Below are 15,847 nucleotides of genomic sequence, written 5' to 3'. Positions count from 1 at the left end.
CTTACCTCCTTCTTTGCAGAAGTGGCTTACGCTGATGAAGGGTGATAAGTTTGTCAAGATTGACAAAAGCACTACCGATCTGTTTCTGTTCCTCTAAATTTTTAGGATAAGAAACAGGAATAACTGATAGGTCTCCAAGATATATTCCCGGCTGTGCCGATGTCGATTTTCGATTCATTAATTCTTTTTGAAATTTTGGCGACTGTATTTCACTATACAAAAATTCAGGATTCACATTAGTTTTTGGTCTTAAATAAGCAACACTTCTTTGGAATGTTATTCTATAATTATCCTTTAGAATAGCGGTTTCTCCAATTGAACCCACTATTGTTAGAAGAATATCTTCTTTTTCTAAAGTAAAATTAGAATGTATCTTTTCATACTCACTTCCCGATATTCTTCGATCACAACTATCCCAACATATTTGTCCGTTTTTTATATTTTTAGCACTCAAAAGTAATGGTCCGTCTTCAACATCTTGATGAGTCCCATGGGTTCCATCTTTTAATAAGCATAATATTCCACTCAACTTACGCTGTTCCCAAGAGTGATTAAGACTATGAATTTGAGAAGTCTCTGTTAATGTGTCTTAATCACTAACAATTGGGAACAGCGTAAGTTAAATGCATGGGCCGATAGATACGACAATTTGCGAGTCCCAATTACGGCGTTAGATAGAGTCTCAGGAAGTACACCTTACTATGGAGCAAACGGTATTCAAGATTATGTCGAAGGTTATACACACGATGGTGAATTTATACTTGTCGCGGAAGATGGTGCTAGTGATTTAAAGAACTACCCTGTACAGTATGTAAATGGAAGAATATGGGTAAACAACCACGCTCACGTGCTTCAAGCGAAAAAGGAAATTGCAGACAACAAGTTCTTAAAATATGTTATTTCTCAAACTAATATTGAGCCTTATTTGGTCGGTGGTGGTCGTGCTAAACTGAATGCTGACACAATGATGAGGATTTGCATCATTGCACCGGAAAATTTAGCGGAGCAGAAGCAACTCGGATTACTATTTCAGCGACTCGATAACCTTATCACCCTTCATCAGCGTAAGCCGCAAAAAGAAAAGAGCCAAGACCTGTTTGACTCTTTCTCACCAAATATTCATATTTAGTTATTTGTTTTCAGGCTCGTCGATATCAAAACCTCCCCTGAGGATAAAGTCTTTGAGTAGCTTTTCAATTTTTATGCTCAGGCGTAATGCTGTTATACTTGTACCTTCTAATGCTTCGAAATAAGCTCTTGCTTTATCTCTGTCTACAGTTTTCTTCAGATCATCAAACCTACCATATTCATTGATATTCGCTTCTTGAATATCGACATTCATAAGGTTTACCAATTTTTGAATATCAATCCCTAAAGCATTAGCTACTTGGTGGACTTGCTCTTTTTTTGCGCAGAACTGGTATTCCGTGATGTAATCCCTAAAAAACTTGCCATCCTCAAGTTCAACATTTCCACTTTGAACATCATGGATAAAAATATTGGCATACTTCTGTTCTTCTTGGGTAAGAGTCGCAAAAGATTTGTGCAACTCATCTAGTGTTGCTTGAAGCTGGTCGTTGTCAATATCATCTTGGCGCAACACTTTAAGATATTTATCAAATCGTGAGTTCATGTAATTGGTATCAATTCTACCAGTGTCGATGGCTATTAGATTACTATCAATATCAAATGGTATATCACTGCCGCTACCACCTCCACCTCCTGTGAGTAATTCTTTGTAACGCAAAGCCAAGATCAGATAAGTGTTCTCATCAAATGTCATTTCAATAACTTTTTTAGGATTCTCAAAAGGATAATTTTGTTGTTTCCATGTGAAACCTTGAATCTTTGCTGCTTCCATAAATTCATTAAGACTACTAAACAGCTTGGCAAACCTGCTGCAATTATCCAAATCATCTGGCAGGTGAGAAAAATCCGTAATACCAGCCAACGCATACAGGCATGAGATATCCGTAAATATTTGATTCATCTTCTCAAGGTTATAATCCAAATGTTCTACGAACAAGCCAAGTGGCTTATTGCCTGAGTACAGAGCTACCGCTTCATTGATATTTCTTTCCATTGTGCTTGGATAACGATAGTAACGAATCGTTCCGAAAGGCTTATCCGGACCAAACAAACGGTTTGTACGAGAAAATGCCTGAATAATGTTCTCAAATTTGAGCACCTTATCCATATAAAGGGTGTTCACCCATTTAGAGTCAAAACCTGTGAGCATCTGATCGACAACAATTAAAAGGTCAATCTGTTTTTCGGGGGTTCGTTCAATACGTTCATAGGGCTTTTTGTGCGCCAACCGCGCTGCAATATCCTTTTTAAATTTTCCATGGGTGGCTAAGGTAAAGTCCTGTTCAAACCTTTCATTATAATCTTCAAGAATTTCAACAAGACCATCTTCCTTGAACTTCACACCGCCATTATTATCAATGTTTGGATCAAAGAGTGCTGTGATTTTTAAATTACTCTTTAATTCCTTAATCAATCTATAGTATTCTATGGCTTCCGCGATACTGCTAGTAGCAAAAATCGCGTGGAACTTTGAGGCATGACTCAAACGCATCCAGTTATCTACAATATCACGAATGACCTTTTTCCTATGTTTAACACATTCATATTGTTCTCTTGGCAAATAGTCTTCAATTCCTTGAACATATTTACCACTTTTATCACGGTGTCCTGCCATTTTTACTTTGGCTGTATCCATGTAGTAGTAATACTTTTTTGCTTTCTCCGAATCTTTGATAGCATCTTCTTCCTTTGTAGCATTCGCTTTCATCAGTGCCACTGCTCTACGTATATCAATATCTTTATACGTCAGGACCTTGTAAGGGTCAAAGCCAAGCACATTCTTGTCACGAATACCATCAGCGATACTATAGCGGTGCAGTTCATCACCAAAGACTGTCGATGTCGTGTTTTTCTTTTTCTGATTCTCCTTCTGAATAGGTGTACCGGTAAATCCAAAAAAGACAGCACCTGGAAAGGTCTGTTTAACGGTAATCAGCATGTCCCCAAAAGTAGAACGATGTGCTTCATCAACAATAAAGACGATGCGTTTTGAGTTCATCACTACAATATCAGCAGAATTCAAACCACCTTCTTCATCCTTAATATTACTCATTTTTTGAATCGAAGTGACTATCAGCGTATCGGCAGGATTTTTACTTTTCAACTTAGCAATAAGGGCATGGGTGTCCTCAGTTGCCTGGACATCTTCATGGTCTTCCGCAAAAGCACGATACTCGCGAAGCGACTGTGTACCAAGCTCTATTCTGTCCATTAGGAAGATTACCTTGTCAGCATCCTTGGAGTTTGCTATGAGCTGAGCAGACTTAAAGCTCGTCATCGTTTTGCCTGACCCTGTTGTATGCCAAATATACCCTCCTAGCAGGTGTTTCTCACTCCAGTCAATCTTTGAAACGCGATCAGAAATTGCATTGGCCGCAAAATACTGATAGCTCCGCATCACCTTTAGCACGCCATCAGAATCATCAGCCACCGTGTAGAAGCCAATCATCTGATGTGCCATTGGAATTGACAAAAGATAGGTCGCAATATCTTTCCAGCTATTGATAGGCTCGTTATTAAAATCTGCCCAATGGAAATAAAAGTCCTTATTGAAAACACCATCTTGACCTGGGTTGGCAAAATAAACCGTCTCTTCCGGCTGCATCGCTACAAATATCTGCACCAATGAAAAAATTCCCGTAAAGATACCCTCATCGGAATACTTCTCAATCTGGTTATAAGCTTGGCTGACATGAATTCCACTCTTTTTCAGTTCGAGATGAATCACCGGCATGCCATTGATTAGTAGCATCAAATCGCCCCTGCGGTCGTTGAGAATCTTTGATTTAGACTTAAATCTCGGTTGTTGAGCAATCTGGTATCTACTTTGACCAGCAGCTATTTCGCGGCGGTCATAAATTTTGAGGCTTACTTCTTTGCCAAGATGTAAAGGATCATTAGGATTATCACGTATGATAGAAACCGTCTTTCCGTTAATAAAACCATTGAGCTTTATTGGGCTTCGAAGAGCCAGGATTTGCTCTAGAATCTGCTGCATTTCTGTATCTGTTAAAGGAGCGTCATTCAGACGATCAATACCACGATTATTCTCAAACAGAATATCTGCCCAGTTCTTCAGTAAAGTATCTTCTGTCGGGTATTTAAGAACCTGATTTTCCCAACCTTTATTTTGTAAGGCAGCAATCATGGCTGCTTCAAATTCTGCTTCGGTTTTAAATATCACAGTTCACACTCCTTTCTTATACAAACATCTTCTCAAGAAAAGCTTTTTTGAGATTCTTCAATTTTTCAAGCTTACGCTGATGAAGGGTGATAAGGTTATCAAGGTTCCTAAAAAATGTACCAATCTTATATTGTTCATCAAATTCAGGGATAAGAAAACTAAATTCTGCATACTCTTGTGCATTAACTCCGGGCTGTCCTGAACGTTGTGAATTTATTCGAATGTAGTCATTATATTGACTAGTTAGTGTGCTTTGAAAAACAAATTCAGCATTATATTCTGGCTTTATTCTTGTTCGAATAAGAAATCCTGCATAATACACTAATCCATCGGACTCATTGTAAATATAGGACTTCCCGACACTTGCACCAGTTCTAGCAAAAAGAATATCTCCGATTTTCAATTTATAGTTTTCCGCATTGCTTAAGTCAATTTTAGGAGAGGTAAGATCAGTTTCAACAAACCTTCTTGATTCTTCATCAATGTCAGTTATTCGTATATATTTATTTTCTCCATCGTATTCTGTGGCTGCTGCATTTAACCCATATTCAAACGAATCGCTTAACTCTCCCAACTTACGCTGTTCCCAAGCATCAGTAAATCCAGAAAAACGAATTTCTGGAACATTACTGCCGTTTTGGGGAAACATTTTTTCAAGCATGGCTTTCTTAACATTTTTCAATTTCAAAAGCTTACGCTGATGAAGGGTGATAAGGTTGTCGAGTTTTGTTAAATATTCCCCAATTTTTAGTTGCTCTTTCAAACCTGGGTATGGAATCAGCATCTCAATAAGCACAGAGTCCTTAATTGAAAAACGATCAGACCTTGCACCTGAGTCTCCGTTCAATTTCATAAACGAATGCCAATATAAGCTCCTAAAATACTGTTCGAGAAAAGTGTTATCAATGTCATGAGTTCTTAAAACTGTATAAAGTGGTGACATTACACCGTTTCTGCCTAATTTATTACGGTTAATTGGTCCAACAGGTGCAAATGTTGAAATTCTTGGATTGTAAACAAAATCCTCATTTCTTACCACATAATAGGAGCCCAAGTTGTCTGCATTTGAAATATCGTGGTCAAAATAATCGCGCTGGCTAATTATTCCAAACTCTGCCGAATTCGTAAATGTTTCTGTAAATTGCAGTTTTACATTCTTTTCTACGACCTTATCTGCAATTTCTTTCAACTTACGCTGTTCCCAAGCGTCGGTAAAGCCTTTGAACCTAATCGCGGGGACTTTTGCTTTTTCAAGCATTTCACTCACCTCCCAACAGTTTTTTTAGTTCAGTCAGCCCCTTAATGTCCACTTCGCTGGCAGTGAGCTGTTCCAGCATGGACGCGAGCATTCCTTCTGTTTCAATTATTTCTTCTTCCACATCAGAAAGGGTAATAGAATATTTATCCGCAAGCGCCTGTACCTTCACTGCAAGGTCATCGAGAATAGCTGCCGGCATCTGTTGTAATTCTGACATCAGTGGAGTGATCCATTTCAATTCCAGTAAAGAATAGACTTGTTCATCTAGCAAGTTTTCAATGGTTTCTTTAGTGAGTAAGTGCAGCTTTGTGGAATCAGTCTTAATATCTTTCTTTAGAGCCTTTTCTTCGTCGAGCAAGCTCTTCATGGCAAGAAGCTTACCCTCTGGGCTATCGTCTGCGTAGTATTCCGCAGCATGCTCTTTAAGTAGCTCTTTAAGTAGCGCTTTAGCCACTTTACTCACTGAACTTGTCAGAAATGCAGTGTTATCGTCATTTAGAACATCGTTCAAATCTTCCTTTTCTTCTTCCGTGAGCGAATCAAAGATTTCTTGTTGCAAAGAATTTACCTGTATAAGGCGTTCTTCTTTTGCTTTTAAAGCTACTGTTTCCTTGTGAAGTAGCGCTCCTTGAACTAAATCAAATGGTATAATTCTACCTTGCCAACCTTCTTGAACTTCGACATCTTTGCCATTCTTTTTCTTTGAGACCATGTTAGGTTCAACTTGCTTAGTAGCTTCGAAGCCTTCTGTTTGAATCATTTCCAAGTCAACAGCTATCTTGACCCACTCATCATTTAGGAGCTGGTATGCCTTGTATTCATCAACTAGTGGCACAGATGCTAAACGACTGAAAATTTCATCGCTAAGTACAGTTTCTTCCTTGGAAATATTTAAAGTCTCCATCCCCTCTATAAGATGGGTGTACAACTCAACATCAAAACCTTCGAAAGCCCTCGCAAAGTGTTCTTTGAAAGAGACTACATTCGGATGATTTTTGATGATATCCTTGAGATTACCCTCAGCAACATCTACATGCTCACCAGTGTCCCTAATAAACAAATCTGTCTTCAGCTCAGGAAAAGTCTGCCAAAAGTCAGAAAGTTCTTCAATTTCCTTTTTAGGTATACCTCCGAACATGGAGGCATAAATATCCCAGCTTTCAGGAGCTTCGGAAGAATCAACGTAACGTGGGATGTTGAGATTGTATTCATTACTGCGAATCTCACTTCGAGAGACCACACGAGAAAACTTCGACACATCTTTACGTGCTGCTACCGTATCTGCAATTCGTTTGATGTCTGAAGCCTGAAGTATATTATTTTTTCCAACTTTTACAAAACCCTTAGATGCATCGATAATTAGCACATCAGTATTTTCACGCTTTTGCTTAAGCACCATGATGATGGTTGGTATGCCCGTACCAAAGAATATATTGACAGGCAACCCAATAATGACATCGATGTGGTTGTTCTCAATCAGATTCTTACGGATTGTACCCTCTTCACCACCACGAAATAAAACACCGTGTGGAAGAACAATGGTCATGATGCCATCAGGCTTGATATGATATAGGTCGTGTAGTAGAAAAGCGTAATCAGCTTTACCTTTTGGCGCCAGGCCAAAACGAGCATAACGCGGGTCAGTTTCTTTGCCTTCTGGATCCCAATTTTGCGAATACGGTGGATTGGAAACAACCGCATCTACATACAAGGGGTTATACGTGCCAACCGGATCACTATTTTCAAAATACGGCCAATCGTCCTCTAAGGTATCGCCGTTGCGAGTCGTGATGTTAGACGGTAGAATACCACGCATTATTATATTCATACGAGTTAGGTTATATGTATTTTGCTTGAGCTCTTGAGCATAGTATTTGATGTTATCGTCATCATCTATGTGCTTAGCAACACTTCGACCGATATTTATCAGCAAGCTACCTGACCCACTCGTCGGATCTATGTTCCTGCTGATTTTGATACAAAAAGAAAAAGCCTTATCCGGCACATATGTGCTGAAAAAGGCTTAAAACAAAGGGCTTCGGAGGATTTTGTCAACCCTCAGAGAGCTTTTTATACTTATACAAATATCGTTTAATGGTCAGTTGGGGCTGGTGCCCACTTGCTGCATACCCTGCAAAAATGTAGCTATGGTGAATAATTAAATAGTGTAGGCAAAATTGAAAGGTTATATCAGTTTCTAAAACCGGTTGGAACCATAACTACAGATTGATACCGGGTATGTATTTCTCTATTTATCACTTCGCGCGAATAGGTAAATAATGATTTAAGAGGACGGCACTTATGTTTTGAGCCGATTTTTAACCTTGCGTTCTTGATAACTAGTCGATTGTTATTTAGCTGCCCCATATTTCAAAGTCAGCGAGTCCTGCAATAATCCTCTCATAAGTGGGTATTGCCAACTCATATATATTATTATTTTTCCTAATTCGATTTGACACTTTCACTATATCAAAACCGGGTTGAGCGACTACAATTTTGTAATGCCATTCGTTTACCCTAAAGTTTTTCGCGATATCATCTAGTAACTGCTGGTTCCCAAGAATAATTTTTGACTTTCCACCAAGTCTCTCGCTCAGTCTTTCAAACATTAACTCTGAGTGCACCCAGTGAACACTTCTCATTGCTTGAGTAAAAACAATATCACAATCTCCTTTACGGCAGCCAGGCTTAGAGGTACTTGATGGCTTACAATGTATGTAATGGATAATATGTTTTGATCCTTGAATCCAGATCACATCGGCTATTTCATGTGCACCATCATCAAGAACTAGAACGTCTGATTGTCTATCAAATTCGACTTTGATATATTCTATAGTTTGATTTATCACTGGTAATTCTTTAGGCTTTGGTTTTGGCTTATATGCCTCAGCCTTTATGTTACAGTTACTCCAATCCTTTTTAACCCACAATCCGTTTGGTAAGTTTTCTACGGAGCTATTGGGTGTTATTTTGGTTCTCCCCTCAACAATATAACCCTTTGGCATTATGAGAGTGGGTGGAAAATCGTTTATAATCTTCTCCAGACTTGCAGTGGTGACATTGATTTGGTTTTTAACTAATGTAACTTTTATATCTTCATCTGAGACAACTGCCCATAACGGAGAATTTTTGAAATTCATAATTATCTTACAAGAGAATGACTCTATAGACAAAATACTTATCAAGTTACCCGTGGTTTTATCAAAAGAGAGGGGTTCAATATTGGGCACAACATTTGTATATATTTTATCTCCTTTTATACTTATTGAAAGGAGATTAGCTCTAAAAAAAGAATCGTCAGGAATTACTGCTAATGGAATCTCATCAAGCATATTTATTGGAGTTGTACTAGCTAGAAAAGATAGACCCGGTAATGTTGTCCGATCAGCACAGGAGGTAAGCAAATCAGCTATATCATCACACCATGACTGATATTCGTCAAGTGTGCCTCTTTTCATGGCCCAGACTCTACCTTTCTTTGTTGCAATTCCCCATGTCTTCTTTTCCCCCATTTTCATAAGTGCATGTCCAACCCCAAAAACTCTCCCCTCAGAATTTCTAATGGTATCTTGAACACTATTTCCAATAAAGGTCTTATATGAAGGGTGGGATGATCCCGGCATAATCGCATTTTTCATACCAACCATTAGATAATTTTGGGTATCAAACTTTGATAGAGCTTTATATAGTTTTGAATGAGAAATAATCTTAATATCACCTATATATAAATTCTCAGAGAATGCATCCAAAGCTTCTTCGCTCGAAGTCAATTCGAAAAGAAGGTTTTTATCAGGAACATGATAAAAAATATGGATATCCAAATAATTTCCAATATAGATTTCTCTATTCGCCCACTCAATTGGCTTATCCATTTCAGTTATAACTACAAGTGGGTTGTTAATATCTTGCTGCGAAATATATGAGATTCTATAAGGAGATGTGCTCTTCACATTGAATTCAGTATTAAAAGTAAAGTTATCTTCAACATCATAAATTATTGCACTAAAATAAATATTCAAATCAGGCAAAACAAAATCAGGATCATCAATTAATACTGATCTATAATAACGAGCCTTCCTCATACTCTCATCAATTAGTTGAGGGACAAGCTTAGCCCATGTTTCATCCGAATTATATAGACGATAAACTTCACCACGCACTTCATCGGTGTTCGCAATTAAAATTGCGTTGCCTGATTGTTCAGTGGGTTGCCTCGATATCCTTCCAAGAAATTGGATTGTATAAGGGATGGATTTTGGTGTAGTATGTAAAACTGCAATTTTTAACATGGGTATATCTAAACCTTCACTAGCCATACCGACACTTATTAGACCGTCAAGTTTGCCTTCTTTGACCTCATTAACTACACGCAAATTTTCCTTATCTTCTCGATCCGAATGAACTACATCCACTTTGAACCCAGATGAATTATACCTCTCTAACAATTGTTGTGTATGACTAATTCTATCAGTTCTAATCATTATGGAAACAGGATTTCGAGACTTCTCGTCTTTGAAGGCTTTTTTAGCTGCTTCGATGAGTATTGAATCACTATCATAATCGCTCGATCCAGCTCGAACACCTAGAAAATCAATTGGCCTTAATATATTATCATCAAAAGCTTGCTTAAGTGAATAATGATATATCAACTTTGCTTCCATGGCTTTTCGGTCACGTCGAAATGGTGTTGCAGTCAAAAATATCCTTTTAACACTTCTATAATAGGTATTTATAGCTTTCCATGTCGGAGCAGCCTCGTGATGAGCCTCATCCATAAAAATCGCATCAATTAAGTCTGCCGGGAGTGGTGATATCCTTTTATAGTATGGTGATATGCTATTTGGATGTGCTACAATTATATCGTTTTTCTCAGTTATATCAGACCAATCATCTGCTGATTGGATGTGCGTAACTTCAAACACCTTGGCTTCCGGGAAGTCACTAGGTAAGCATCCAATTCGTTTTAATATGTCTAAACTTCGGAATTGCTCACATATTTGATTCCTCAAAACTTTGGAAGGTTCAATAATTAGTATCTTGGAAAGACCCAGTTCGAAACATGCCGCCATCATTATTGCACTTTTCCCTGATCCTGTTGGCATACTAATTAAAGCTGCAACCTCAGGCGAGTTAGCTATGAAAGCACTTTTTAACGCCCAAATTGCACCTAATTGACATTTTCTTAAGCCGATACCACTTTTTGGTTCAAGTATAAATTTATCTCTATGTTCCACAAAGACTGACATAAAACACCTCACTCCTTGCTCTCGATATCCTTAAGCGTTCTGCCATCAGCGGTTTTCCATGTGATGTTTCCGCTGAGGCTGGAACCACCAACGAAAGCCGCCGCCGCCGAAGGACTGGTTAAAAGAGCATCCTCGATCAAGATGCCGTTTGCATCAATCTTATCTGAATATTTCATGCGGAACTTTCGAGCGTTCTCCGGGCAACTGCGTTGTAACTTGATAGATAGAACACTGCCCTTAAGGACAACAAACCCTTCACTCGTGCGATGACCCATGGCTTTTCCTGCGGGTCTGTCAAACTGGAGCAGCGGCTCGTCGGCAATAACGATGTGTGCGTCAGCATCATCTGATGCAGTGGCAGAATGCGCCGCAAGCGGCTCGAAGACTTTATGTCCAAGCGTCCCCATAACAATGCGGGCGTATTCGACAAATTCTTCAAGCTCGCTTTCTTTTTCCTCTGTGATGTTACCTTGTGTCGGGTCGTTTCCGTTCCTGACATCATATCGCTTCGCCGCAAGCGCAAGTCCACAGAAACGATTTTCAAGATAGCTTATCTCCGTTGGTCCGAAGGAGTTATTGGAGGTTGTAAAGAGAACGGCTTCCGTCCAGTAATCCTTATTTGGGTTGCGTTTATGTTCCTGCAAGCGGTATAGCAGACCCTCGCCATTTTTGCGTGCGCCTGCTTGACCGACATAGACGATATTATTACCTGTTTGGTCGGATGTGCCAAAAAGAAAGTAGATGCCGCTTTGCTTCAAATCATCTCGCTCTTTACAAAGATCTAAAGCAGTGCGTGGGATCTTATAGGCCACACCAGTCCAGTTGGCAAGTGTGCATTTAATGCGTCCGACTGGCTCACCGTCCATTAAATAAAGATTTATACTTTTCCCTCTTGTGGCCATATTGCGCCTCCTGTTTAGTATTTCTCTTGACAATATCAATCCACAAACAGATCGGGAATGTTGTAGAGCATACTCTCAACTTCCTTCCTGACACTTGCACTCTTGCAGTTTCTTATACTTCGTCGAAGTTTCGGATTTTCAATATCCAAATCTACTACATATTCGTCCACGTGTTCACGAATATACATCGCTGTTTCACGGGAGAAACCGTTTCGCTGAAGGAAAATCGTTAATGGTCTGGTCGTTCCATACTCTACGTATTCATACCAGTCGTTTTTCATATCTCCCTGAATGTTGTGATAACGCTTGTACGCTTCAGTGAACTTCAAGAAATAATTCGCCAGACTAAATAAAACAACATGCTCAATAGCTTCCAAAGTCTCACCGATAACGCTGTTCTTATGTTTCGCAGATCCATTATATATTTCCGGACGGTTGTTGATCGAAACCTTCTTCTCTGGATGCCGTCTGTAATAATCGATGGATTCACTCATAATAAAACTCAAACCATGACCATTAATCCACCGACGCAAAATTACCCCATACCATTTCAAGCGTTTATCATTTCCGATGGTATCGCTTTCATATTTATTCCAATTGAATACCTGACTTAACCTTGTCAGGAAATTCATTAAATCATCGTAATCAACTGTTCGATCGGAATTTAAAGCAGGATAGCAAAGTTCATCATTCTTTATTGCCCAATATAGACTTTTCGTTTGGTCAACAGATACATTTATGTCATCGTCCGGTTCACTGCCAGTTTTCCTAAACACTTCTCTAATTCGAACTTTAACATCACCTTCCAAGTAAGCCTCAAATGCTTGGTGGACAACACTGTGATTGTTATTGGTTATATCCCTTAGCAGAATAACAGCAAATTTTCGGATAATCTTATATGACTCCTTCGTCTTCGTTTTTAGATTTTCGAGAGTAATATCACCTTCAAGTAGACAGTCAACCACCTGTTTTTTCTGGCTTTCATCCAGCTCTGATACGAGCGAAAGTTCTTGTTCTGGAACTTTTTCTTTTAACAATTTCACAAAATCTTCGGTTTTCGTATTGCCTTCAAGCCTTACGAGAAATACATTACCGTATAAATTATATTCAATTCGCCCAACACGCCCTATGAGGTTTTTGAAGTCTACGGCTTTCATCTTTGACCTTCCGCGTCCTTTTCCATAAGTCGTGATGAAAAGATTATCAGCAGGAAGATTTACACCCTCAAGCAATGTGCTAGTGCAAAAGAGTGTCCGAATTTTACGCTCGCGGTATAACTCTTCAATCCGCAAGCGGATGGCAGCAGGTAGGTAACCAATATGGTAAGCCACGCCTTTTGTTATAATTTTAGCGAGATAGTATTCCCCATGGATCACGTTCTTGATCTCGTTTGCCAATGTGATAAGAGCAGGGTCATCTTGTTCTGGCTGCGTCTTTGCAAAATCCAGGGCATACTCTACTGCTTTTTCCTTCGAATTAAAATATACGATGCTCTGAGCCTTACCGCCGTTACCTTTGCTATTTATGAGATTGATTATTTGCCCGAGGACGAATCCTTTTTTGAAATCAAACACATCTTCGAGTCGCTCAGTGTAAGAGTTAAATGTCTGTACCTCTCCACCGATCATATCAATTAGTGTTTTTATTTGGCTCACTGGAGAGAAGGAGGTAGATAATTTCTGATCTGCTTTCAATTCGGCATTTGGAATCAATCCCAAATATACTTCTGGGTTGGGAATGTTCGGTGAAGCAAATATAATATGTGGTTTTTGCTTCTTATCGAGCATATCCACAACTTTATAATAAAAAGCACTCCGGCTGTCTTTCGCTGAGATTTTATGTGCCTCATCAATGAACAGATAATCAATCTTTATATTAGGGTGGCTTATCAGTAAATATAGCAACCGCTCAGGGGTTAAAACAAAGATGAAGTTTTGATGCTCCTTGTTTAGCTGCAACGCTCCTGCTGAGGTAATAATCGTATAATTCCGTTCGGAAAGATATCCTGTTATATCATCTATTTTCAGATCTTCGATGATTTTGCTATAAACTTCGTTAATTAAAGCCTTAGTTGGGACAATAACAGCGAAGTTCATTTTTGTGCCATCCATAACCTGTTTTTTGATGAACATGCGCATTATATAGGATTTACCCATCGAGGTGGGGCCTGAATAACTGAAGTAAGGTTCAGTTAGACGATCGTAGACTTCCTTTTGCGAACGAAAGAATTGTTTATCCTGTTCAGCAGGTATGCTTAAAAACTCCATGCTAAATTCCGTATAAAACCTGTCAAGCAGAGTACGACCACAAAAGCCCGGGACGTTTTTTGCAAGTCCAAGATAATTTTCTGTACTTAAAAGCACTGTTCCAAAATAGTCTAAAACTACGGGATTATCAGGATACATGGCTTTCAATAAAGCAACAATTTCCTGTGCCCAAATCTTATGCCTGTCCAAATTATCTTCATCAGTGGACTTGGATAACACATCGGCAAATTGGAGCGCATCGGCAACATCGACCGGTTTAGGCTCTTTATTTGTAATTCCGAACAATGAGAGAGCATAATTATGTAAAATATTGTCGTACAACTCGTTGAGGTAGGGGTTGTTGTCAATTCCTGCAAAAATGACATCACCTAAACTGATGCCAGGGTTATCGGCCATTCTACACCCCTCCTCTTAAAATCGACTGCATGATGCTTTGCTTTTCTCCGTCTGCATCGTTGAGTGGCAGAAAGTAGAAGTAAAACGAATAGCGCTCCATTTTTGCCGCTTTGATTTTGTCAACTATATAAGAAACGTGGCTTTTGATATCGAGTTTCATTTTACTTTCAAGATTTATAGCAAACTCAGCTGATGTATATTTATCAGCATCTAAGCCAAGCGAGTATCCGAGGAACACACCGAAAGCCGTATCATGGCTGACGCGTTTCTCCTTGCTTGGCAGAATAATATTTTTAAGATATTCTGCCACTTCCGGTGTAAATTCTTTATCAAATGCTGTGGATTCAACAAGTCGCATTTCTCGAGATCTGTCATTTTTAATCGCTTCAAGCGTGACAAAGGCGTTGTCGATCGAGTCTTTCGGATCGCCCACAATGCTTGACTTGCCAAACACCATCTGAAAAGAGGGCACTTCTGCGTCGGGTTTTAGTAAATGAACGCCGCTTGTGCCGGTCGTCAACACTCCGTCAGAGGGAGCATCAAATTTACTGAACACTTTTGGAGCTTTAAGTATCCCTTCTAAAAAGACATACAACATTAAATCACCAAGTTCATCACCCAGCCAACTGCAATCTCCATTGCTACGTTCTTTCATAAGCTCAACAGCTTTAAGCCCAATCAGCATTATCTCCTCGTCGTCGATGTACTTTTTTATACGTTCACGAGAATAGATGTACTGTCCTATGTTTTTTAATAGAAACTTTTTTAGGGCATCGAAAGAGAACGCATTGTCAACCACGCTCAGTTGAAACAAGCGCAACTGGTAGGGATTTATCAACCCCAGTTTTTCGCTATGAAGCACCTCAGAGAAGACACCGTCAAACCCGGCATCAACCAGAGTCTTATCCAGCACACTCGATGTAGCGCGAGAATGTTCCCCTAAATTCGCTTCCTTTGGAACGGATTTAGTTGTAATAAAGCTAATGATTTCGTCTATCGTGTTTTCTGGTTGCATATTGTTTGTGTCACGTATAATTTTCAGTAAATCACCGAGCATAAGGAGAATTTCGCTTACTCGTTTAATTTCTGCCGTAATGCTGTCTATGCTTTCTGCCGGCAAGTTCTTAATCTGTTCTTCAAGAATTGTTTTTTTATCCTTCCAAAATCGGATATATCTTTCGTGGTTCGCTACAGTGTAGATATTTAGGTCAGCATTCCCAAGCACAACATACATAGTGCGAGATTTCCAGTTAACATCCTTGTATAACTGGCAGGCTTCATACATACAGTTGATTGACTTTAAATATTCGTCTGATATTAGAAGTACGGCATACTTCGCTTGGCGAATCCGATTCATGAATTCCTCAATACTAGCCCACGGAGCAATGTCATTTGTATCACGCAGGACAGTGCAAACTGTTCGGACGGAGGACTCTATCTTATCCGCAAAGTCTTTTTGTTCTCTATTGTACGAGATAAATAATGACATCGTTCTACTCCTTTGT

The 15,847-nt window shown here is 39.2% G+C and carries 9 protein-coding genes; 1 reads left to right on the top strand and 8 read right to left on the bottom strand.

The genetic code is table 11. The annotated features are described in order from the left end of the window. Nucleotide 1: 1 nt before the first annotated feature. Nucleotides 2-565, bottom strand: a complete 564-nt coding sequence (locus JR334_00905) for a restriction endonuclease subunit S (GenBank protein QRN86820.1) — start codon at nucleotides 563-565, stop codon at nucleotides 2-4. Between the two features lie 27 nt (nucleotides 566-592). Here JR334_00905 and JR334_00900 point away from each other — a divergent pair, with 27 nt between their 5' ends. After that, a complete protein-coding gene (locus tag JR334_00900; protein QRN86819.1) occupies nucleotides 593-1,129 on the top strand; it encodes a restriction endonuclease subunit S in 537 nt (178 codons plus the stop codon). Here JR334_00900 and JR334_00895 read toward each other — a convergent pair whose 3' ends face one another. The 7 genes from JR334_00895 to JR334_00865 form a co-directional block, all read right to left on the bottom strand. After that, a complete protein-coding gene (locus JR334_00895) occupies nucleotides 1,130-4,273 on the bottom strand; it encodes an HsdR family type I site-specific deoxyribonuclease (GenBank protein QRN85828.1) in 3,144 nt (1,047 codons plus the stop codon). It abuts the gene before it with no gap. A 16-nt stretch (nucleotides 4,274-4,289) separates the two neighbouring features. Then, nucleotides 4,290-5,531 (bottom strand): restriction endonuclease subunit S, encoded by a 1,242-nt coding sequence (locus tag JR334_00890; protein QRN85827.1) that lies wholly within the window; start codon nucleotides 5,529-5,531, stop codon nucleotides 4,290-4,292. Nucleotide 5,532: 1 nt separating this feature from the next. Next, nucleotides 5,533-7,536, bottom strand: a complete 2,004-nt coding sequence (locus JR334_00885; GenBank protein ID QRN85826.1) for an N-6 DNA methylase — start codon at nucleotides 7,534-7,536, stop codon at nucleotides 5,533-5,535. A gap of 349 nt (nucleotides 7,537-7,885) precedes the next feature. After that, on the bottom strand, nucleotides 7,886-10,777 hold the full coding sequence (locus JR334_00880) for a DEAD/DEAH box helicase family protein (GenBank protein QRN85825.1): 2,892 nt from the start codon (nucleotides 10,775-10,777) through the stop codon (nucleotides 7,886-7,888). Between the two features lie 8 nt (nucleotides 10,778-10,785). After that, entirely contained in the window at nucleotides 10,786-11,679 is an 894-nt protein-coding gene (locus JR334_00875; protein ID QRN85824.1) for a GIY-YIG nuclease family protein, read from the bottom strand. Between the two features lie 35 nt (nucleotides 11,680-11,714). Further along, nucleotides 11,715-14,342: a DEAD/DEAH box helicase gene (locus tag JR334_00870; protein QRN85823.1), complete on the bottom strand. Its 2,628-nt coding sequence runs from the start codon at nucleotides 14,340-14,342 to the stop codon at nucleotides 11,715-11,717. Between the two features lies 1 nt (nucleotide 14,343). Continuing rightward, nucleotides 14,344-15,831, bottom strand: a complete 1,488-nt coding sequence (locus JR334_00865; GenBank protein QRN85822.1) for a DUF1837 domain-containing protein — start codon at nucleotides 15,829-15,831, stop codon at nucleotides 14,344-14,346. Nucleotides 15,832-15,847: the final 16 nt, after the last annotated feature.

The organism is Clostridia bacterium, assembly GCA_016887505.1.
Taxonomy (GTDB): Bacteria; Bacillota; TC1; order TC1; family UBA5767; genus UBA5767.
The sequence above is the reverse complement of the archived record's forward strand: the minus strand, read 5'-3'. Positions and strand labels throughout refer to the sequence as shown.